The following is a 20,110-nucleotide window of genomic DNA, read 5'->3' as shown; positions in this document are numbered from 1 at the left end:
TTGGCCATTGCTGAGAAAGTTCCCATTCAATTAACGCCTATTCCGCCGGAGTTGACCAGGCAAAATGTCACGCATGGGACAGTGGGAGCAGTGACGACGCACACGGTTAAGCTGCGTGAACCACCAGCTAACTTGGGATCGAGGAGCCGTCGATGACGGCCGGTCATGACGACGCGGGCAGAAGCGACGCGTCGTCCCTACCCCTCGATCCGGTCGAAGAGCGCTTCCGACGGCTGTTGGAGCACAGCCCCGACCCCATGTGTGTCCACGCCGAAGGCCGTGTGGTCTACGTGAATCCCGCCGGCCTCAGGGGGATCGCCGCCAAGAGCGCAGATGATCTCGTGGGGCGGATGATCACGGATTTCGTCCATCCCGACTCCATCGCACCGATGCTCGGCCGCATCGCCTCACTGCACCGGGAGGGTGACAGCACGCCGGCCGCCGAGGCGGTGATGCTGCGCCTGGACGGCAGCCCGGTGGACGCCGAGGTGGTGTCGGTGCTGACGAGCTGGGACGGCAAACCTGCCTACCAAGTGATCTTCCGCGACCTGACGATCGAGAAAGCCGCCGAGGCCACCCTTCGATATCAGGCCGCACTCGTAACTCACGCCACAGACGCAATCATCGCGACGACGTTAGCTGGGGCGATCACCACCTGGAATCCGGCGGCCGAAGCCATTTACGGCAGATCAGCGGCGGACGCCCTGGACCTCCCGATCGCCGAGGCGGTCGGCGCCGCCGTCGATCCCGCCGCGATCGTCGCCGACGGGGGCGTCGAGCACGCGATTCACTATTCCGCGGACGGCACGGCGCTCATCGTCCGGGTCGCCGCCGCGGCGATGGACGACGGTTACGTCCTCGTCTGCTCTGACCAGACGGCCCTGCGACGGGCCGAGCGCAGATTTCAGACCGTCGTGGACTCACTCGTCGAAGGGGTGGTGGTGCTCGACGCGGACGGTCAACCGGAGTGGATCAACCCTGCCGCGCGCCGCATCCTCGGCCTGCCGTTCGGCGGCAAGCTGCCCCACTACGCGGACCTCTCGGAGGCATTCCCCCTGTATGACGCAGACGGCCACAAGCTCGAAGATTGGCATCCGTTCTTCGTGAGGTCGCTGACCACCGGTGTCGTGCCTCGGCACGTCGTCGTCGGCTTCGACCGCCCGGACGGCGCGCGTCGTTGGCTTTCCGTCAGCTCCCGCCTGCTTGACCCGGCCGAGACCGGGCAGCAGGCGCTACTGGCGTCGTTCACCGATGTCACCGACCAGCGCGATGCGCAACTTCAGCTCAAACACCAAGCTCATCACGACTCACTCACCGGGCTCCCGAACCGCGCATACGCCGAGGCGCAGGCGACCCAGGCGCTGCAGGCCGACCCTCCCACGCTGGCGGCGGTGATGTTCATCGATCTCGACAACATCAAAACCGTCAACGATGCGTTCGGCCATTACGCGGGCGACGCCGTGATCAAGACCGCAGCGCAGCGGTTGCGAGCCACCCTGCGCTCCGAGGACCTGATCGCCCGCCACGGCGGAGACGAGTTCGTCGCACTGCTTTTCGGCAACCCCGACTACTCCGCGCTGGAACGCCTTGCCGAGCGGCTGCATGCCGCCCTCGCCGCACCGTTGGATGTCGCCGGCATCGCGTGCAGCCTCACCGCCAGTATCGGCGTCACCCAAGTGGCTCCAGAGGATTCGCGTGACGCGGCAGAGATCCTGCGCGACGCCGATGCCGCGATGTACAAGGCCAAGGTCTACCGCGCCACCACGCACTTCATGTCGCCCTGAAGGTGCCACCGCCTGTACCCCACTTAACTAACTAGGTTTACTCTGTCCGTAGCGTTCTGCAGACAGGGGATCAACCATGGACCTCACGTGGTCGTCGGCCGATGTGGCCTTTCGCGACGAAGTACGAGAATTTCTGGACGACAAGCTGACACCGGAATTGCGCCGCGCCGGTCGCCTCATGACGAGCGTCTACGCCGATCACGACGCGAGCATGGAGTGGCAGCGCATCCTCCACGAACGCGGTTGGGCCGCACCCGCGTGGCCCGTCGAGCATGGCGGCTGCGACTGGACCCTGACCCAGCACTACATCTTCAGCAGAGAATCACAGCTCGCCGGAGCGCCCTCGCTGTCTCCGATGGGGATCCGCATGGTCGCGCACGCGCTGGTGAAGTTCGGCACGGACAAGCAGAAGGACTTCTTTTTGCCCCGGATCCTGACCGGCGAGGTGTTCTTCTGCCAGGGCTATTCCGAACCCGAAGCCGGCTCCGATCTGGCGGCACTGTCGATGGCGGCCAGGGAGGACCCAGCCGACGGTGACCATCTCATCTGCACGGGAAGCAAGATCTGGACAACGCACGCCCGCGAGGCGAACTGGATGTTCGCGTTGGTGCGGACCTCGAAGGCGCAGAAGAAGCAACAGGGCATCACCTTTGTCCTCATCGACATGACAACGCCGGGCATCGAGATCCGCCCCCTGGTCATGACCTCCGGCGAGGAGGTGCAGAACCAGGTCTTCTTCGATGAGGTCCGGGTGCCCAAGGCGAATGTGCTCGGCAAGATCGACGACGGCTGGACCGTCGCCAAGTACCTGTTGGAGTTCGAGCGCGGCGGCGGCGCGTCATCGCCGGCGCTGCAGGTGATGGCCGACGAGATCGCCTCCGTCGCCGCCGATCAGCCTGGTCCCGCCGGCGGGCAACTGCTTGACGACTCCGCCTTCGCGCGCAAGCTCGCCGACGCCAGGATCCGCACCGAGGTGCTGGAAATTCTCGAATACCGAGTGCTCGCGGCGGTCGCCGAGGGCAAGAATCCGGGCGTGGCGTCGTCGATGCTCAAGGTGATCGCCACCGAGTTGAGTCAGTCACTGACCGAGCTCGCGATGGAAGCGGCAGGCCCCCGCGGACGCGTGTACCAACCACACGCGACCTGCCCCGGCGGCCCGGTCACCGAATACGAGCCGCCCGCCGACGACTACATCAGTGGCGACGAGTGGCAGGCGGTCGCGCCGCTGCGCTATCTCAACGATCGCGCCGGCTCGATCTACGCGGGCAGCAACGAGATTCAGCGCAACATCCTGGCCAAAGCGGCTCTCGGACTTTGATAGGCGGCATCACATGGACTTCAACCTGAGCAAGGAACAGGAACTGCTGCGGGACGGGCTCGGCAAGTTCCTGTCGACCCGATACGACCTCGAGAAGAGCCGCGCCGCGGCGAAGACGGGTCCTGGCTGGCAGCCCGACATCTGGAGTGGGTTCGCCAATGAACTCGGCATCCTCGGCGCCGCACTGCCCGAGGATGTCGGCGGCATCGGCGGCGGCCCGGTCGAGATCATGGTGATCGCTGAGGCGCTCGGGCACGCGTTGGTGGTGGAGCCCTACGTGGACACCGTCGTGGTCGCGGGCGGACTGCTGCACCGTGCGGGCGGTCCCGTCGCGACGTCGCTGCTCGAAAAGGTCGTGGAAGGCAACGCGGTCGTCGCACTGGCAGCGGCCGAAGCATCGTCGGGCGAGAACTGGCAGGACGTGTCCACGATCGCAGAACGCGACGGCGACGGGTGGGTTCTTCGGGGGTCGAAGATCGTCGCGATGAGCGCGCCGTTGGCGACACACCTGCTCGTGACCGCCCGCACCGACGACGGCATCTCGCTGTTCGTCGTCGACCTGGACGGGGCGACCACCGGTATCGAGACGCACCCCTATCGCACCGTCGACGACCGACGCGCCGCCGACATCGTCTTCGAGGGGCTGGCGCTGCCTGGCGACGCACTGCTCGGCGAGGAAGGTCAGGCTTGGCCGTCGATCGCCACAGCGCGCGACGAAGGCGCCGTGGCCGTCTGCTCCGAAGCGGTCGGCTGCATGCGAAAGGTGTTGGCCGATACCGTCGAATACGCCAAGCAGCGCCATCAGTTCGGACAGCCGATCGGCAGCTTTCAGGCGCTGCAGCATCGGATGGTCGACATGTACATGGAACTCGAGCAGGCCGTCGCGGCCGTATACCTCGCGGTCCTCAAGCTCGATGCCGAACCCGACGTCCGCGCCCGAGCGGTGTCGGCGGCCAAGGCCACGATCGGGCGCGCCGCTCGCTTCATCGGTCAACAGGCGGTGCAGCTCCACGGCGGTATGGGTATGACAGAGGAACTGGCGATCGGTCATTACTTCAAACGGCTGACCGCGGTCCAGTTCGAGTTCGGTTCGACGGACTATCACGTGACCCGCTACGCGGAGCTGACCCGTTCCTGATCATCGGTATCCACGTTTTGCAGGAAAAGTTCGAGTAATCGTCTGCATTTCGTCGATTTCGATGTGACGGAAAGCCCGGAAAACCTTTCGACGGCCGTCGGTACCGACTCGTAGGGTGACTGCGTGAGCTCGCGCGGATGGATCCTGTTCCTCGCGATGAGCATCATCTGGGGTATCCCCTACCTGCTGATCAAGATCGCGGTCGATGGCGTTTCGGTTCCGGTGCTGGTGTTCACCCGCGTCGCCGTCGGCGCCGCGGTCCTGCTTCCGCTGGTCCTGTCGCGGCGGACGGTGACCATCGTGCGCGACCACTGGAAGGCGCTGCTGGGATTCGCCTTCTTCGAAATCATCGCCGCGTGGTGGCTGCTGTCGGACGCCGAACGCCACCTCACCAGTTCGATGACCGGTCTTCTCATCGCCGCGGCTCCGATCATCGCCGCGCTGCTGGACCGCCTCACCGGCGGCGAGCGACTCGGCGCCAAACGGATCCTCGGTCTTGCCGTCGGCATTGCGGGTGTCGCGGTTCTCGCAGGCCCGCACATCGGCGGCAGCACGTGGCCGATCATCGAGGTTCTGTTGGTGGCGACGTGTTACGCGATCGCACCGCTGATCGCCGCGCGCCACCTAGCCGAGGTGCCGGCACTGCCGATGACTGCAGTGTGTCTCGGCTTCGCGGCACTGGTGTATGCGGTGCCGGCGGCAGTCACCTGGCCATCTGAAATGCCGTCCACTCAAGTACTTTTGGCACTCGCCGGGCTCGCCGTGATCTGCACGGCGTTGGCGTTCATGGTGTTCTTCGCCCTGATCCGCGAGGTCGGGGCGGCTCGCGCGCTGGTATTCACCTACATCAATCCGGCGGTGGCCTTGGCGGCCGGCGTCATCGTGCTGAACGAGCCGCTCACGCCGTGGAACGTCGCTGCCCTGGTGCTCATCCTCGTCGGTTGCGTGCTCGCCACCCACCGCCGCGCGGCGGCGCCGGCCGGTGCCGCGACCGAGCCGACACCGGCCGCACCGCGCTAACCTCTGCGCGCCTCGTCGACGTACGCCGTGATCGCATCGGTCAACGCACGTAGTTCGCGGCTGACGTCGACGGGGTCCGGCACCGCCATGGTGGCCACCATGGTGCCCATCAACGTGGTCCACACGAGATTGCCGACCGCGTCTGCGCGCTCGGGCTCGAGTCCCTCGGCGACATAACGACCGAGGCCGGTGAGCGTCGCGAACAGATCCAGCAGATGACGTTGATCGACGTCCGCACGGCTGGCCCTCGTCGCGATCAGAATCTCCAGTGCCGCAATCGATGTCGGACTCAAAAAGGCGTCCGCGACGGTGTTGACCAGAAGTTCGGTTCTCGCGCGTCCGATGTGCGAGCCCAGTTTCGGCTCGACCTCTCGCAGTTTCGCCAGCAACTCGCTGAAGCCACTGTCGACGACGGCCATCAGCAGACCGTCGCGGTCACCGAAGTGGTACTGAATCACTCCCCACGTCACACCGGCGCGCTCGGTGATGTGTTTGGCACTCGCGGCGCCGAATCCCTCCTCGAGGACGCAGTGCACGGTCTCGTCGATGACCATCGCCCGCGTGCGGTCCGCGCGGACCTGCTTGCCCTTGGCGGGACGGCGCGGCGTGACGTTGGAGGTCATATGCGGTCCAATGCTACTGCTCAGCGCTATCGGCGAAGGCGGGCAAGACGAAACGCTCGACGACACGGCGCTCGGCGTCGACATCGTCGACAGGCCAGCAGAGCATCGACAACACGACCCGCAGGATCCACTGCGCAGCGTCCCGGTCGTCTTCAGTAAGTCCATTCAGGTCGGTCGCGAACCCGGCCACGACAGGAGATTCGGCCAGCCATGTCATCCCCCGTCCACTTCGAAGCGAATCGACCATCGACTCACGAAGCGGATGGGAACGAATCTGTTTGAGCGCCACCGCGATTGCCCTAGCGATCCGGTCAGCCCCGGACAGCCCGTCGACCGCCTTCCCCACCGTCTCGACGACGCTTGCCGCAGAACGCAGCAGCACTGCTTCGCGTATTTCCCCCTTTCCGCCCGCATGGCGATAGATCGTTGCCCGGGAACAGTGCACGCGCGCGGCCAAGACGTCGACATCGAAAGCGTCCAGCCCGTCACGCGCTATGAGCTCGGTCGCCGCGTCGTAAATGCGTTCGGCGGCCGCCGATCGCCGATCACCGACCAGCCAGTCGTTGCGAGGCATGCCCCAGATATTCTCACATTGAGACGAAAACGCGAAGTAATCTCACCATCGTTCCTGGTCCGAACCGCGACGTGAGACAGCGCTGCCGATGCGGTCCTACCTGCAGTTATCAACTTCACGCTCGCCGCTTGACGCGGCGCGCGGTCCCAATTCAGCCTTGACGAATGACTGTGCCCGACGGCCGACTCGGTCTCGCGTTGTTCGATGACGAGTTCATCCAGGATCCCTATCCGCTGTACGCCCGCATGCACGCCGCCGGGCCGGTCCACCGCATCGGGGACTCCGCGTTCCACGCGGTGTGCACCTGGGATGCGATCAACGAGGCCATCGGCCGACCCGAGGACTTCTCCTCGAACCTCACCGCAACCATGACATACGAGAACGGCAAGGTCGGCCAATTCGCGTTCAGCGAGCTCGGCAGCGAGTTGCAGGCATTGGCGACAGCGGATGACCCCGCGCATGCTGCGCATCGCAAGTTGCTGCTGCCACAGCTCGCCGCACGGCGAATCAAAGCAGTCGAAGAGTATGTCCGCGAGATCGAAGCCCGACTGTGGCAGGAGCATGTCCGCGACGGACGCGTCGAGTGGATGTCGGCGATGGCGAACCGTCTGCCGATGATGATCGTGACGCGTCTCATCGGTGTACCCGACGTGGACAGCGAACAGCTGATGCGTTGGGGCTACGCAGGCACGAAGACGGTGGAAGGCCTTGTGAGCCAAGATGAGCTCGCCGAAGCCGGAATGGCAGTCATGGAGCTCGCCGTCTATATCAACGAACATTTTCTGGCCGCTGCCGACGATCCTGAGGACAACCTGCTCGGCGATCTCGCAACCGCCCGTGCCGCAGGGGATTTGACGGACGCCACTGCACTGAACATCATGGCCACGCTATTCAGTGCAGGCGGTGAATCGACGGCATCGCTGATCGGATCTGCCGCGCATGTGCTGGCTTCTCGGCCCGACGTGCAGCGCGAGGTTCGCGAAAATCCAAATGCACTGTCGGCGTTCTTGGAAGAAGTGCTTCGGTTCGAGCCGCCATTCCGGGGGCACTACCGCCATGTCGTCAAAGACACCAGCTTGTGTGGGGTCGATCTGCCCGCCGGCTCCCGCCTCGTGCTGCTGTGGGGCGCGGCCAACCGCGACCCCTCACATTTCCCCGACGCCAATGACTTCCGGCTCGACCGCCCCAGCGGGAAGGGACATATCACCTTCGGTAAGGGAGCCCATTTCTGCGTCGGGGCGGCACTCGCGAGGCTGGAAGCCAGGATTGTCATCAGCCAACTCCTCGACCGCACGACGTGGATCGAGGCGGCGGACACTGGCCGATGGCTGCCGAGCCTGCTGGTGCGGCGGCTCGAGCGACTCGAGTTGGCTGTCGCTATAGCTTGAAGCGACCCGCGAACCCACGCAACGGGAGATCGGCGCTCGTCAGCAGCCCGGGCGGCGCATCGACCACCGACGTGATCGCACTCAAAGCGGGCATTCCGGTCACCGTCATACCGATCGACGCGAAGTTCGTCGGATCGGACAGGTCGACTCCGGGCTTCGGAAAGATCATGTGCTTGTTGTACACACACGGATCGCCCTTGATCTGTGTGATGTAGCAGCCCTTGATATCCCAGCTCGGGTCCGTATGCGGAGTCATCTGCCACTCCAGATGCGTCTCGACTCTGGGCACGCCGTCGACGATGCCCTGATACTTGATGTAGTTGCCGCCGAGCGAACCCTTCGGCAGCACGTACCAGCCTAGATCGACATCCTTGGTGCACGCCCCGAGCTCGAAGCTGAACTTGACCTCGTCGAGTGTCAGATCAAAGCAGTCGGCCATCATCAGCACACTGTCCGCGAAAACGCGGGTGTACTTCTCCAACTTGCCAGGAATGCTCGGATCGCCCACGGGCAGGCCGTATCCGACCTCGATCCAGGTGTCCTTCGAGTGGTGACACGACACGTCGACCGACTCGATCGTGGTGACGTTCTCGATCTCGGCGACGTCGGCGGAGCACACGACTCCCAGGATCTGGTTCAGGCCCGGATTCATCCCGGTGCCGTAAAAGGTGGAGCCGCCCTTCTCACATGCCTCCCGAAGCAGTTGCGAGACAGGCTTACCCGACGGATGCGGATGGTTGGTGTCGCGATGCCAGCCGGTGATCCAGTCCGCGGTGGTGACGATGTTGATGCCGGCCTCGAGGATCTTGACGTAGAGGTCCTCGTCGGGGAAGACGCCGTGGAAGGTCAGGACATCGGGCTTGGCGGCGATGATCTCCTCGATCGACCCGGTCGCGATCACCCCGTTGGGCGCCAGCCCGGCGAGCTCGCCGGCGTCCTTTCCGACCTTTTCCGGCGAGTAGCAGTGCACACCGATCAGTTCGAGGTCGGGCCGGTCGGCGATCCGCTTGATCATCTCGCTGCCGACGTTGCCCGTCGCGACCTGGAACACGCGGACCGGCTTACGATTTGCACTCAATTCTTCTGCCCTCTCTCGGAAGCGGATTGCAGGTCGGCGGCGCTACCGCCGAGGCCGTCGGGATAAAACTTCAAGGCCCACTGGCGGATTGCGGTGAACCCATCCTGCTCGGCATTCGCCAACGCGGGCGGATCCGAGTATCGCTGGTGCTGCCAGATGTGGATGTCCTGAGTGAACTGCCGGATGACCTCGTCACCGAACTGGCGGGCCTTCATCTCGGCCCGCTCATCGTCACGGCCCGGCGTGCGGCCGATGTAGACCATGAAACGAACGTCGGACGTGCGATCATCGACCGGGGTGACCGCAGAGATCGTCCGATTGTCAATCATCCCATAGCTTTTCGTCACTGCGATGCCGAGACCACCGTTGATCGCCTCTACCCTGCTTTCCACGTCTTCGATGTTCTGCTGATCGTCACCTTCGAAGGTGATCGTGAAATCGACGTATGACACGTCGTCGTCGAAGTCATGGCGGGTGAACACCGGCACGATCGGCGTCTGGTGCACGAACTTGAAGTGGGCGAAATCGACGCCGTTCTCCAAGACGTACTGGGGATGTAGCTCCAACGTTTCGCGGTAGAGCCGCTGCTGTGGGTAGTAGTCGGCCGCGCTGCTGCCGTCGCCGAAACTCGCGAAGACATCCGGTGCGTCGAAATACGGTTCGCGGCGCTCGATGTCGTGCCAGATGTATACGGACTCGTTGCGGTCGACAGTCGGGTAGGTGCGAATACGCCTCCCCCGGTTGGGCCGATCCTGATACGGAATGCACACGTTGCGGCCCTCGTGGTTCCACTGCCAGCCGTGGAACGGACATTGGATGACCTCGCCCTCGACGTGACCACCGTGACCGAGGTGCGCGCCGAGGTGCTCGCAGTATGCGTCCATCACGGTGAGCTGGCCGGACTCGGCTCGCCACGCGACCATCTCGGTGCCGAAGTACGTCATCCGGTGCACGTCGCCGATCTTGATCTCGTCAGACCACGCGACTTGGAACCAGCCGGTCGGCTTCATCGACAGCGGTGGCTTGGCCATGCGAAAAATCATAAAGCACTCAATGTAAAAAGGCGACAGCCGGCTGCCTGCCCGCTCAGCGCGGTTTAATGATCCGTGCCCAATCGAGTGCAGACCCTTCTCGGCGTCGACTATCCCGTCGTTCAGGCCCCCATGACGTACATCGCGCGCGCAGAATTGGCCGCAGCGGTCTCAGAGGCCGGCGGGCTCGGGATGATCGAGACCTTGACCCCAGAGGGCCGTGCGGACCTCATGAGGGTGCGCACGCTGACAGACCGACCCGTCGCGGCGAACCTGATGATACAGGGCTGGAAGGGCGATCCCTCGATCGTCGAAACGCTGAGCGCGGCGGGTGTGCGGCACGTTTTCACCTCCGCGGGTGATCCCGCGTTGTTCACCGCGAGACTGCACGACGCCGGCATGGCGGTGGTGCATGTCGTCGGATCGTTGCGAGCGGCACGCAAGGCGGTCGACGCCGGAGTCGACGCCTTGGTCGTCGAGGGTGTCGAGGGCGGCGGGTTCAAATCCGCGCTGGGAGCCTCGACGATGGTGCTGCTCCCCCTGGTCGCGGCCCACGTCGATTTGCCGATCATCGCCGCGGGCGGGATGTGCGACTCGCAGTCAGCCGCGGCGTCATTGGTCCTGGGCGCGGAGGGCGTTCAGATGGGCACGCGGATGCTGGCGAGCCGGGAGTCGTTGGTGCACATGAACTTCAAGGATGCGATCGTGGCCGCCAACGACGCGGGCACCGTGTTGCTCGACATTCCGGGCAACCCGACCATGCGTGTCCTGCGCACGGGCCTGGCCGCACGCGTGGCCGAGCATGATCCGAACGCGAAACTGCTCGGCAAGGTGACCGAGCTCTACTTCGGCGGCGATATGGAAGCCAGCGTCGCGAACACCGGTCAGGTGTCTTCGCGCATCGCCGATCTTCTTCCGGTGGCCGACATAGTCCGCCAGACGTGGGTCGAGATCGAACAGGTGTTAGACGCGGCGCGATCCCGCGTCGGGCTAGGCGACGCTCTCGAGGAGGCGCGGTCCGGTTGACGCCTTCGCGTGGACAGCCGGTGTCGGATCAGCCGCGCCAGGCCGCGCGGTCCGCGTGTGAAGCGCGATCAGCGAGCCCGACCGCACGATTCCCATCGGACCCGGGCCTGCGAACCGTGCGATTCCCGACGCCCGCAACGCGAGACCGGCCTTCGCCTGCCGATAGCCGACGCGGATACCCGCCGCGCACACGATCAGCAGACCACCGATCCCCGGCACGGCGATGGCGGCGAGCGCCGTCAACGACGCGGGCACCAAGACCGAGCTGACCACGTGATCGAGGAACGATTTAGTCGCGGGGCTGACGCCCGACGGGGCCGGCGCCAGACCGGACAGCGTCAGGTCGCTCTTCAGGCCGGCCGCAGGAGCGCTTCCCAGGTTGGCCGCACGAATCGCGGGGCCGAAGAGCGGTGCTCCCACGGTTGCGACCGGGAGCTGCGCCTGCGAAACGGGCCCGAGGAGCGGGACGTCGACGGGTGTATGCACGGTGGGGACGACAGCGCCGCTCGCACCGATCAGCGGCGGCTGGACATCGCCAGGCTCAACCCCAAGCAACGTGACCAGGTTTCCGGGCACCTTCGCGACCTCGACGACAGCTCCGACCACGCCGCCGACCATCAGCGAAACCCCCTCGATGAGGTCGGCGAGCGGTGTCTCGGACGTCGGCAATTGTGCGAGCGTGAAAATGCCCTGCCCAAGTCCTCGCGCAAGGGTGACAGCCGCGTTCGTAAAGGGCACGACGACGGCATTGGAGATCGGATCCAGCTCTCGGTCCGTCAGCCCGAACGCGAAGGTCTTCTCCTCCTCCGCGCCAGTGGTTGCGGCCGCGTACTCATTGCCTTCGGTCATCTTCGCCGACTCAGCAGCCGGGTCCGATCCCGACGATGGGCGGTGCTCAACACCGGAAGGTGTAAGCGCTTGCGTCAGAGGCGTTTGCAAGATTACGCCCGGCGTGATGCCGACCTCGTCGAGAACGCGCACAGCGAGGGTGACGAGGTCCGGATCCTCTTCAGTCTTGGTGGATGTGTTCGTCTGCGCTTGGATCGTCGAGGTTGGTCCGTTCCCGATGGTCACGCTCGTGGTCGTCGTTTCCGTGCCGACAGTTGTGACCTTGGCCTCGACCGCATCGGTGTCGGTGGGCTGACTGCCGACAGTGCTGGTTGGACCGGTGGAGGTGGCTGTGGTCGTGCCGTCACCCGTGGTGCCACCGGGGGTGCCAGCGGCAGCACCACCCGCGTCAGTCTGATCGGCGAAGGCGATTGCCCCTCCGCTACTGCAGACGAGGAGGCCGATCGAAAGCGCGCAGGCACCCGCTGCATTGCGCAGATGAGTGGTGACGATGATGACCTCCATTCAGCAAAACCGCATGCTGATTCCGCAGGACATTGTCGCACAGAGATGCCTACGTGAACTAGAAATCTGACGCCCCGAAAGTGGCCCCATCTCGGCGCATCGCGCCTGCGTACGGGCGCTGTAACACCGCCCGGCGTCGCGGTCGTCGAGCCTCGCCGTGCAATCCGAAATGACAGCTCACGCAACCCGGCCCCGCAACCAGCGGTTTTTCCGTTTGACCAGGCAATCGACAGCCGTCGAGATCACAGGTCGGTTCTTCGCCAGACGACGTACGAAAACGCTCGAATGCCAACGGCGTTGCGGACGAAATTTCGCAAATCGGCCACCTGCGGTTTCGGCAGGCAGCTGTCCATACGCCGAGGTGCGGCCGGCGATTCAAGATCGCTCGTGATTGCGATTGTGTCGGCGCCTTTCACGGGCCACGAATCGCGGCCGGCGAGCAAACTCCTGCACTTGTCAGGTCGTCGCTTGGGCTAGACGATTGTGCGGTGCCGCGAACTTCACGCGTTCTCGTTCTCGGGTCAGGGTTCGCCGGGCTGTGGGCCGCCCTCGGAGCGGCGCGACGACTCGACAAGCTCGGCGCTTCGCAGGGAGCGGTCGACATCACGGTCGTCACGTCGCAGCCATTTCACGACATCCGGGTCCGCAACTACGAGGCCGATCTCAGCGCATGCCGAATCCCGTTGCAGGACTTGCTCGATCCGGTCGGCATCGGTTACATCACCGCCGAGGTGACCGGAATCGACCCGGCCGAGGCGACCGTGAGTACCGCAGATGGCACGACGTTGAGCTATGACCGCCTCGTGTTCGCGCTTGGCAGCAGAGTCGCCAAGCCCGGTCTGCCCGGCCTGGTCGAGTTCGGCTACGACGTCGACACCTATGACGGCGCGATGAGGCTGCAGGCGCACATCCGTGGTCTCACCGACCGCGCGCCGGACCCTGCGAGCGCCACCGCGGTTGTCGTCGGGGCCGGACTCACAGGTATCGAGACCGCCAGTGAGTTGCCCCGGATGCTCTCGCATGCGCTGGGTCCCGAGGCCACACCCCGGGTGATCCTCGTCGATCACAACCCGCATGTCGGGTCGGATATGGGAGAGTCGGCTCGCCCGGTGATCGAGGACGCGTTGGCCGCCAACCACGTCGACACCTTGACGCGGGTCGGCGTCACCGCCGTGGACGAGCGGAGTGTCACCCTGTCGTCCGGGGAGGTGGTCCCCGCGGCGACGGTCGTGTGGTGCGCGGGCATGCGCGCCAATCCGTTGACGGCGCAATTCGGGGTGGAATGCGATCGGCTGGGGCGGCTTCCGGTCGACGACTACCTGAGGGTTAGGGGTGTCGAGGGGGTGTTCGCGGCAGGCGACGTGGCCGCGGCGCGCATGGACGACGACCACATGTCGGTGATGTCGTGTCAGCACGGACGGCCGATGGGACGATACGCAGGTTACAACGTGATCGGAGATCTGCTCGGTGCGCCGATGCTGTCGCTTCGAATCCCTTGGTACGTAACCGTTCTCGATCTCGGACCGGCGGGCGCGGTGTACACCGAAGGCTGGGATCGCAAAGTTGTCAGCACCGGCGCGGAAGCCAAGGCGACCAAGCAGGAGATCAACGGTGAACGCATCTACCCCCCGCTCACCGGCGACCGCACCGCACTCCTCGCCGCGGCCGCGCCGGCGTTGCAAGCGGCTCCCACCTACGGCGATTGACGTCCGCTACTTGCCGTTGCGTTCGCGATGCTTGCACCCCGGCCAGCAGCACGGTCTGCGCTGCCCCTCTTCGAGTTCCTCCTGGGTGCGACGAATGCGGCGGTCCCGGGTCTTCTCCTGCTTCGCGTCCTCGACCCAGCAGATGAACTCGTTGCGCGCCAACGGCGTGATGTCCTTCCAAGCCGCCAGCGCCGTGTCGTTGGCGATAAGCGCCTGGCGCAGATCGGAGGGCAGCTTGTGCACCACCCCGCCGGGCACCCGCTGGCTACTCATGTCGCCACGATATCGAAGATCACGCTGAGACAGTGTGATCGCGCCAGTACAGTTCTGACGAGTCTTGTCAGGCAGCAGTGCCAGCGCGCGTACCGGCGCGGCACCTACGGCCGTGAACGAAAGGAGAACACCGTGAAGAAATCTGCTGTGGCCCTTGGGATTTCCATGGCTCTGCTGTCCGGCTGCTCGTACGCCAGCGTCGGAGCCGGCGAGCAGGCCGTCGTCGTCGACGGTTACTGGATGATCCCCACCGACCCGGTGGTGAAGGGGTGCATCGAACCAGAGAACTCACAGAACGAGATCACGAACCACGTCTACCGGTATCCGGCTCGGCAAATCTCCTGGGATGCCACGGGCGATCCCGGTTCTGAGCGCGGCCCCTATGTCGTCGTGTCCAACGCCAAGGCGCCCGCGGACATGAATGTTCCTGTGGTGGTGACGTTCGATCTGACGACGGATTGCGAGAAGCTCAAGCAGTTCCATCGCGACTTCGGAACCAAGTACAACGGCTGGCTCAACGACGACGGCACGGTCAGCGACGGCTGGGTCGAACTGTTGAACTACGTGATCGGACAACCGTTGCAGGACACGCTCAACGGTGTGGCGCAGAAGTACACGTGGCAGCAGATCTGGAACGACGAGCAGGCGCGCACCGAGTTCCGCAATGCGCTGCTGCAGTCGCTGCCCAACGCCAGTAAGGCCCGCACCAACGGGGTCGACTTTTTCACCAACTTTCAGGTGACGGTGCTCAAGCCGACGCCCGTCAACCCCGAATTGAAGGCGGCGATCGAACGCGAGCAGGCCGCGATCCAGAATGCGCAGGCGACGCAGGCGCAGGGTGTGGCCGAGGCCAACGCGAAGAAGGCCAAGGCGGAAGCTGACCTGGCCGCCGCCGTGGCCGAGACGAAGGTGGCCGAGCAGGAGGCGCTGAAGCGCGCTGCAGAGGTCAAGGGATACCCGTCGGTCGAGGACTACCTGCGGGCCGAGGCCATCAAGCAGGGCCTCAACCCCTACCAGCCGACCTACGTCGTTCCCCAGGCAGGCTGACGCCGCGCGTCGCGGAGCGAAATCGCCTCACCGAGTGCCTATCCTCGGCGCATGGTCGACGCAGTGGATCGCGGACCGGTGTTCGACGGTCTGAACCTCGGCCGGCCTGCGACCGGCGCCCTGATGGACGCGGGTTACCGCACGGTGGCGGATCTGCCTGCGGATCTCGACGGCCTCCTGGCCCTCCACGGCGTCGGACCGAAGGCTGTGCGTCTGCTCCGCCAGGCACGGGCGAGCTGAAATGGGCGACTCGAACGAAATCATCAAGGACGTCGTGGTGATCCACACCGATGGTGGGTGCCGGCCCAACCCGGGCCCCGGCGGCTGGGGGGCGGTGCTGCGCCACCGTCAGCACGTCCGGGAGATGTGTGGCGGTGAGCCCGGCGTCACGAGCAACAACCGGATGGAACTGACCGCGCCGATCATGGCGCTGGAGGCACTCACCCGACCCGTGGTGGTGCACCTCTACACCGACAGCACCTACGTCCGAAACGGCATCACCAAATGGGTCCTCGGCTGGGAGCGGAACGGCTGGATGACCGCGGCGAAGCAGCCGGTGAAGAACGTCGATCTCTGGCAACGGCTGCAGACAGCGTGCGCGCGGCACCGCGTCGAGTGGTTCTGGGTGAAGGGGCATGCCGGTATCGCCGACAACGAACTGGCCGACCAGCTGGCCGCTCGGGGGATGCACGAGGCGATGACCCGGAGCGTGGTCTGCTAATTTCCTCGCGTGATGTCCTCAGCTGCCAACGCAGCCGCGCGGTTCTTCGTCCTGGTGGTTGCCACCGTGGCCGGCATCGGTCTTCTCGCTGATCCGGTCAGTCAGACCCCGTCGGTGCGGCTGGCCAGCGACGCGAACCCATTGGTCGGGGCGCCGTTCTACGTGAACCCGAACTCGGCGGCGATGCGCGCGGCGAACGCGGCCGAACCCCCGAACCCACAGCTGAGAGCCGTCGCCGACACGCCACAGGCGTACTGGCTCGTTCCGGGCTCGTCGGCATCGACGGTCGCGAAGTACACCGGTGACGCGGCGGCTGCCGGCGCCATCCCGGTGTTCGCGATTTACGGAATCCCGCACCGCGACTGCGGCAGCTTCGCTGCCGGCGGCATGGCGTCGGGCGATGCGTACCGCGGGTGGATCGACGGGATCGCAGCCCAGATCGGCGGGGCGCGGGCGGCGATCGTCCTCGAACCCGATGCGCTCGCGATGGCCGACTGCCTGTCGGACGATCAGCGCCAGGAACGCTACGACTTGATTCGGTATGCGGTCGACTCACTGACGCGCAATCCGGCCGCGGCCGTGTACGTCGACGCGGGCCACTTACGTTGGCACAGCCCGGAAGAGATGGCGTCGCGGCTCGGCCAAGCCGGTGTCGAACGCGCCCGTGGCTTCAGCCTGAACGTCGCGAACTTCTTCACCACCGAGGAGGAAATCGGTTACGGCGAAGCCATTTCAGCCCTCACCGGAGGCAAGAATTACGTCATCGACACGTCGCGCAACGGAAACGGAGCGGCTCCGGACTCGCCGCTGCACTGGTGCAACCCCAGCGGCCGGGCTCTCGGTGTGCCGCCCACCACGGCTACTGCCGGTCCGCACGCCGACGCCTACCTGTGGATCAAGCGTCCCGGGGAATCCGACGGCAGCTGCGACAAGGGCGATCCGCCTGCGGGCACCTTCGTGAACTCGTACGTCATCGAGCTCGCCAGTAACGCAGGTCGTTAGGTCGGGGTCACGCGCGGGCGTTGCGCTGGCCCGCGGCCTCTTGCCACGCGCGATGAATCGGGCAGTCGTCGAACCAACATGACGGTCCGCGACGTGACTCCGCGCCGGACCCGACGGTGACCACCCGGAAGTACGTCGGGTGCCCGCGGTCGCATTGGTCGCCTGTGTAGTCGTTCCGCCTCGCCACGTCCACCTCCTCAGCACTGCGCCAGCTTGTTTCGGGCTGCGCAGTCACACGCAATACCCGGCGCGGGGGCGGACAAACATTCGTCGCGATCACTGCGACGCGGGTGTCGTTTCGGCTGCGGTGTCGGGCGTACTGGAGACGAGTAACCATACGAGAGTGGCCAAGCCGGTGAAGATGGCCTGCACCGCGAACAGGAAGGCCACGTACTCGTGCCAGGTGGACAGCACGTCATCGCACCCTTGGCCGTCCCAGGGCAGCGTCGACAGCGACCCGACGAGGCCGACGGCCAACACCGTCACCGTGGCCGCGGTCGCCGCGCGCGGGCCGGCCTCGGTCAGCGTCCGGCGGAAGTAGTTGAACTCGATACCGAGGGTCAGTAAGAGCACCGGCAGGACACCGACGATCTGCTGGAAGAACACCGGACTGATCGCGCCCTCGCACAGCTGAGACAGCACCGCCATCTGTTGCGAGACATCCATTTCGGCGACGAGTTCTTCGGTCGCGGCATCGAGTGTTCGCATGGTGTCGACGTTGAAATAGTCGACGTACGCGCTCGCGGCGAGGTAGCAGAGGTAGGTACCCAGCACCAACGGGACGATCGCGCGGACCCGCTGCCAATCCGTGGGCATGGCCACCCGACGTGCCGTGCTGAACAGCGTGAGCGGATCGGAGTTCAGAGAGGCCACCGTCGTCCAGCCCATGGCAACGGCGTACAGGGTCGCTGTCACCACGTCCACCTGGATCGAATGCAACGGGAAAAGGCGAAACACGTCGACGCCCAGGAGCACGACGACGCCGGTCCACCACCAGCCCCAGAGCCGCGACCCGTCGCCGTCGCCTCTGGCGATGACGCGCTTCATCAGGCCCACCGAACCCAACACCGCGGCATCGACGGCGATCACCGCGACCCGCCACCCCGTCTGCCCACCACCGCCGACGACGGGAAACAGCCCCGACACGACCTGCTCGCTGTAGGAGAACGCGAACAACATGAGGAAGACGACCCCGAACACCGCGCGGTCGCCCCGCTGGCGCATGGCGAGCTCAGACACGATTGGCCTCCGACGGGATGCGTTGATCGGGAGCGCTGACCACGAGGAGCCACAGCAGCGTCGCCAATCCCGTAGCGATGCCCTGAACCGCGATGACAAAAGTCAGATACTCGTGCCAGTACCCGAGCACGCCGCCACAGCCACTGCCCGCCCACGGCAGCGTCGACACAGCCAACAGCAGCCCAATCGCCATCACGGCCACCGTCGCCGCCGCGGCTGCGCGCTGGGCGGGCTCGTCGAGTGCGCGCCGGAAGAAGTTGAACTCCACGCCAATGGTGAGCAATAGCAGCGGGATGACGGCGACGACCTGCTGGAAGAACGCGGGACTGACGGCGCCCTCACACAGAGTGGCGAACGCTCCAAGCTGCTCGGCCAACGGCATGGCGGCGACTTCGGCCTGCATCTCCGCGTCCAGGACACGCACCGTGTCCAGGTCGAAGAAGTCGTCGAATGCCGTGGCGGCGACATAGCCGGCGATGGTGCCGAGGACGAGCGGAACGACGGCGCGTACGCGCGCCCAATCCGTCGGTGCCGCGGCACGTCTCGTCGCGCTGAACAGTGTGAGTGGATCTCCGTTGAGCGCCACCATCATGAGCAGTCCCATGAGGATCGCCAACACCACCGAAGACGCCAGGTCGATCCACAGCGGGTGTTCCTCGGGCACCAGAACCAATAACACGTCGATACACACGACGGCGGAAACCCCGATCCACCACCACCGCCACAAACGCGGCGAGTCGCCTTCCGCCCGCGCGATGGAACCCTTCAACACACCGACGAGGCTCAGCACCGCCACATCGAATCCGACCAATCCCACCAGCCATGCCACGGCCTCGTCGCGGCCGGCCGCCTCCAGAATCGCGAAGACGTAGTCCTCGCTGTAGGAGAAGCCGAACAACAGCAGAAAGACGACCGCCATCACCGCGCGATCGCGTCGATGCCGCGTCAGGACGTCGAAGTGTTCGTCGCCGGGTTCAGCGTCCGGTTCGGCGTCCAACCGCACCACCCACCAATCGCCTTCGGGGAGGGCGGAGACGACCTCCGGTCCAACTCACGCTAGTCCCATCAGTACGCTCTCCCTTGGCTTTAGACGTAATGGCAGACATCGCTGACCAAGCGGTGACTCGATTGGTGATGTGGACGCCAGCCCGGATGGCAGCGGTGGACCGACCGCATGAAGGCGATCTGCGGTTCCTGTGCGCGCATTCCACGGGCAAGTTCTGCACGGAGTGCGGAACGCGACTGCTGCCCGTTACCGCGTCGGCCGAGTACAAGCAGGTCACCGTGCTCTTCGCTGATGTGGTGCGTTCGATGGGCCTCGCGTCCGCGTTGGACATAGATCGTCTGTGTGAGGTCATGACTGCACTGCTGGAACGTTCGGCGGACGTGGCACGCCGGTACGGCGGCGACATCGTAGAGTACGCGGCGACGGCTTGGGGGTCATCTTCGGCGCGCCGGTTGCGCTGGAAGACCGCGCCTTTCGTGCGTGTCTTGCCGCCCTGGCGATCCAGGAAGAAGCCAGCGAGCTTGCCGCAGAGGTTCAGCGCCGCGACGGCGTGACGTTGCAGCTGCGCGTCGGCCTGAACTCAGTTGGGGTGATTGCGGGCGAAATCGGTTCGGGAACAACAAGATACGCCGCGACAGGTGAGACCGTGGGGTTCGCGCGCAGGATGGAGTCGGCGGCGCGCAGGCGCATCTACTTCCTCATCCCGGCCACCGACATCTGGGCTGCCCGGGAAATGGCCTGGCATAACCCGGGATGCCGCTACTGCGGCGATGCGCCAAGCTG

At 65.3% G+C, this 20,110-nt stretch carries 20 protein-coding genes and 1 pseudogene; 12 read left to right on the top strand and 9 right to left on the bottom strand.

Features of this window, described 5'->3' with window-relative positions; genetic code table 11:
• The first annotated feature begins 152 nt into the window (after nt 1–152).
• The 4 genes from G6N42_RS02050 to G6N42_RS02035 all read left to right on the top strand — a co-directional run bounded on the left by G6N42_RS02050 (nt 153) and on the right by G6N42_RS02035 (nt 5,260).
• Entirely contained in the window at nt 153–1,784 is a 1,632-nt protein-coding gene (locus G6N42_RS02050) for a sensor domain-containing protein (protein WP_163725378.1), read from the top strand.
• Nucleotides 1,785–1,860: 76 nt separating this feature from the next.
• Nucleotides 1,861–3,102, top strand: a complete 1,242-nt coding sequence (locus tag G6N42_RS02045) for an acyl-CoA dehydrogenase family protein (protein ID WP_163725375.1) — start codon at nt 1,861–1,863, stop codon at nt 3,100–3,102.
• A 13-nt stretch (nt 3,103–3,115) separates the two neighbouring features.
• Nucleotides 3,116–4,240 (top strand): acyl-CoA dehydrogenase family protein, encoded by a 1,125-nt coding sequence (locus tag G6N42_RS02040; protein ID WP_163725372.1) that lies wholly within the window; start codon nt 3,116–3,118, stop codon nt 4,238–4,240.
• Nucleotides 4,241–4,363: 123 nt separating this feature from the next.
• Complete coding sequence (locus tag G6N42_RS02035; protein ID WP_163725371.1) at nt 4,364–5,260, top strand: DMT family transporter; 897 nt, start codon at nt 4,364–4,366, stop codon at nt 5,258–5,260.
• On the opposite strand, the gene G6N42_RS02030 is transcribed toward G6N42_RS02035, so the two are convergent.
• Together G6N42_RS02030 and G6N42_RS02025 are read right to left on the bottom strand one after the other, a co-directional pair.
• The gene (locus G6N42_RS02030) at nt 5,257–5,883 is read right to left on the bottom strand and encodes a TetR/AcrR family transcriptional regulator (RefSeq protein WP_163725368.1); all 627 of its coding nucleotides are present in this window, start codon (nt 5,881–5,883) and stop codon (nt 5,257–5,259) included. The genes G6N42_RS02035 and G6N42_RS02030 overlap by 4 nt on opposite strands.
• Nucleotides 5,884–5,896: 13 nt before the next feature.
• Nucleotides 5,897–6,457 (bottom strand): TetR/AcrR family transcriptional regulator, encoded by a 561-nt coding sequence (locus G6N42_RS02025; protein WP_163725363.1) that lies wholly within the window; start codon nt 6,455–6,457, stop codon nt 5,897–5,899.
• Between the two features lie 164 nt (nt 6,458–6,621).
• Between G6N42_RS02025 and G6N42_RS02020 the strand changes: the two genes are divergently transcribed.
• Nucleotides 6,622–7,845 (top strand): cytochrome P450, encoded by a 1,224-nt coding sequence (locus G6N42_RS02020; protein WP_163725361.1) that lies wholly within the window; start codon nt 6,622–6,624, stop codon nt 7,843–7,845.
• Here the strand turns inward: G6N42_RS02020 and G6N42_RS02015 are convergent.
• Together G6N42_RS02015 and G6N42_RS02010 are read right to left on the bottom strand one after the other, a co-directional pair.
• Nucleotides 7,835–8,923, bottom strand: a complete 1,089-nt coding sequence (locus G6N42_RS02015; protein ID WP_163725356.1) for an NAD(P)H-dependent amine dehydrogenase family protein — start codon at nt 8,921–8,923, stop codon at nt 7,835–7,837. The two genes, G6N42_RS02020 and G6N42_RS02015, sit on opposite strands and share 11 nt — an antisense overlap.
• Nucleotides 8,920–9,954, bottom strand: coding sequence for a Rieske 2Fe-2S domain-containing protein (locus tag G6N42_RS02010; protein WP_163725353.1), 1,035 nt, complete (start codon nt 9,952–9,954; stop codon nt 8,920–8,922). Before G6N42_RS02010 ends, G6N42_RS02015 begins: the two co-directional genes overlap by 4 nt.
• 75 nt (nt 9,955–10,029) lie before the next feature.
• Between G6N42_RS02010 and G6N42_RS02005 the strand changes: the two genes are divergently transcribed.
• Nucleotides 10,030–10,980: an NAD(P)H-dependent flavin oxidoreductase gene (locus G6N42_RS02005; protein WP_163725350.1), complete on the top strand. Its 951-nt coding sequence runs from the start codon at nt 10,030–10,032 to the stop codon at nt 10,978–10,980.
• Here G6N42_RS02005 and G6N42_RS02000 read toward each other — a convergent pair.
• Entirely contained in the window at nt 10,945–12,333 is a 1,389-nt protein-coding gene (locus tag G6N42_RS02000; RefSeq protein WP_163725347.1) for a hypothetical protein, read from the bottom strand. The genes G6N42_RS02005 and G6N42_RS02000 overlap by 36 nt on opposite strands.
• A gap of 488 nt (nt 12,334–12,821) precedes the next feature.
• On the opposite strand from G6N42_RS02000, the gene G6N42_RS01995 reads away from it, so the two are divergent.
• Nucleotides 12,822–14,039, top strand: coding sequence for an NAD(P)/FAD-dependent oxidoreductase (locus G6N42_RS01995; RefSeq protein ID WP_163725344.1), 1,218 nt, complete (start codon nt 12,822–12,824; stop codon nt 14,037–14,039).
• 6 nt (nt 14,040–14,045) lie between these two features.
• On the opposite strand, the gene G6N42_RS01990 is transcribed toward G6N42_RS01995, so the two are convergent.
• Nucleotides 14,046–14,312 (bottom strand): YdeI/OmpD-associated family protein, encoded by a 267-nt coding sequence (locus G6N42_RS01990; RefSeq protein ID WP_163725341.1) that lies wholly within the window; start codon nt 14,310–14,312, stop codon nt 14,046–14,048.
• 132 nt (nt 14,313–14,444) lie between these two features.
• On the opposite strand from G6N42_RS01990, the gene G6N42_RS01985 reads away from it, so the two are divergent.
• Genes G6N42_RS01985 through G6N42_RS01970 form a run of 4 tightly spaced genes read left to right on the top strand, consistent with a single transcriptional unit; the run spans nt 14,445 to nt 17,082 of the window.
• Nucleotides 14,445–15,359, top strand: a complete 915-nt coding sequence (locus G6N42_RS01985) for an SPFH domain-containing protein (RefSeq protein WP_232076058.1) — start codon at nt 14,445–14,447, stop codon at nt 15,357–15,359.
• Nucleotides 15,360–15,410: 51 nt separating this feature from the next.
• On the top strand, nt 15,411–15,599 hold the full coding sequence (locus G6N42_RS01980) for a helix-hairpin-helix domain-containing protein (protein WP_163725337.1): 189 nt from the start codon (nt 15,411–15,413) through the stop codon (nt 15,597–15,599).
• 1 nt (nt 15,600) lies between these two features.
• Entirely contained in the window at nt 15,601–16,080 is a 480-nt protein-coding gene (gene rnhA, locus G6N42_RS01975; RefSeq protein WP_410506772.1) for a ribonuclease HI, read from the top strand.
• Nucleotides 16,081–16,089: 9 nt separating this feature from the next.
• A complete protein-coding gene (locus G6N42_RS01970) occupies nt 16,090–17,082 on the top strand; it encodes a glycoside hydrolase family 6 protein (RefSeq protein WP_163725334.1) in 993 nt (330 codons plus the stop codon).
• Between the two features lie 7 nt (nt 17,083–17,089).
• Here the strand turns inward: G6N42_RS01970 and G6N42_RS01965 are convergent, their stop codons facing one another.
• The 3 genes from G6N42_RS01965 to G6N42_RS01955 all read right to left on the bottom strand — a co-directional run bounded on the left by G6N42_RS01965 (nt 17,090) and on the right by G6N42_RS01955 (nt 19,240).
• Nucleotides 17,090–17,269, bottom strand: coding sequence for a hypothetical protein (locus G6N42_RS01965; protein ID WP_163725331.1), 180 nt, complete (start codon nt 17,267–17,269; stop codon nt 17,090–17,092).
• 89 nt (nt 17,270–17,358) lie between these two features.
• Nucleotides 17,359–18,321 (bottom strand): hypothetical protein, encoded by a 963-nt coding sequence (locus G6N42_RS01960; RefSeq protein ID WP_163725327.1) that lies wholly within the window; start codon nt 18,319–18,321, stop codon nt 17,359–17,361.
• Nucleotides 18,314–19,240, bottom strand: coding sequence for a hypothetical protein (locus tag G6N42_RS01955; RefSeq protein WP_163736828.1), 927 nt, complete (start codon nt 19,238–19,240; stop codon nt 18,314–18,316). The genes G6N42_RS01960 and G6N42_RS01955 overlap by 8 nt, the downstream gene beginning before the upstream one ends.
• Nucleotides 19,241–19,473: 233 nt before the next feature.
• Here G6N42_RS01955 and G6N42_RS31670 point away from each other — a divergent pair.
• Nucleotides 19,474–20,006, top strand: a pseudogene (locus G6N42_RS31670) (adenylate/guanylate cyclase domain-containing protein); the annotation flags it as partial.
• Nucleotides 20,007–20,110: the final 104 nt, after the last annotated feature.

Source organism: Mycobacterium gallinarum, assembly GCF_010726765.1.
In the GTDB taxonomy this organism is placed as follows: Bacteria; Actinomycetota; Actinomycetes; order Mycobacteriales; family Mycobacteriaceae; genus Mycobacterium; species Mycobacterium gallinarum.
Note: the sequence above shows the minus strand (reverse complement) of the source record. Positions and strands in the feature narration are given on the sequence as shown.

What these genes read in the sequence shown, in the direction of transcription:
- G6N42_RS02045 (WP_163725375.1), top strand. Translation starts at nt 1,861, where the DNA reads ATGGACCTCACGTGGTCGTCGGCCGATGTGGCCTTTCGCGACGAAGTA.
- G6N42_RS01955 (WP_163736828.1), bottom strand. Translation starts at nt 19,240, where the DNA reads ATGGCGGTCGTCTTTCTGCTGTTGTTCGGCTTCTCCTACAGCGAGGAC.
- G6N42_RS02010 (WP_163725353.1), bottom strand. Translation starts at nt 9,954, where the DNA reads ATGGCCAAGCCACCGCTGTCGATGAAGCCGACCGGCTGGTTCCAAGTC.
- rnhA (WP_410506772.1), top strand. Translation starts at nt 15,601, where the DNA reads ATGGGCGACTCGAACGAAATCATCAAGGACGTCGTGGTGATCCACACC.
- G6N42_RS02025 (WP_163725363.1), bottom strand. Translation starts at nt 6,457, where the DNA reads ATGCCTCGCAACGACTGGCTGGTCGGTGATCGGCGATCGGCGGCCGCC.
- G6N42_RS01980 (WP_163725337.1), top strand. Translation starts at nt 15,411, where the DNA reads ATGGTCGACGCAGTGGATCGCGGACCGGTGTTCGACGGTCTGAACCTC.
- G6N42_RS02020 (WP_163725361.1), top strand. Translation starts at nt 6,622, where the DNA reads ATGACTGTGCCCGACGGCCGACTCGGTCTCGCGTTGTTCGATGACGAG.
- G6N42_RS02030 (WP_163725368.1), bottom strand. Translation starts at nt 5,883, where the DNA reads ATGACCTCCAACGTCACGCCGCGCCGTCCCGCCAAGGGCAAGCAGGTC.
- G6N42_RS02000 (WP_163725347.1), bottom strand. Translation starts at nt 12,333, where the DNA reads ATGGAGGTCATCATCGTCACCACTCATCTGCGCAATGCAGCGGGTGCC.
- G6N42_RS02040 (WP_163725372.1), top strand. Translation starts at nt 3,116, where the DNA reads ATGGACTTCAACCTGAGCAAGGAACAGGAACTGCTGCGGGACGGGCTC.
- G6N42_RS02050 (WP_163725378.1), top strand. Translation starts at nt 153, where the DNA reads ATGACGGCCGGTCATGACGACGCGGGCAGAAGCGACGCGTCGTCCCTA.
- G6N42_RS01990 (WP_163725341.1), bottom strand. Translation starts at nt 14,312, where the DNA reads ATGAGTAGCCAGCGGGTGCCCGGCGGGGTGGTGCACAAGCTGCCCTCC.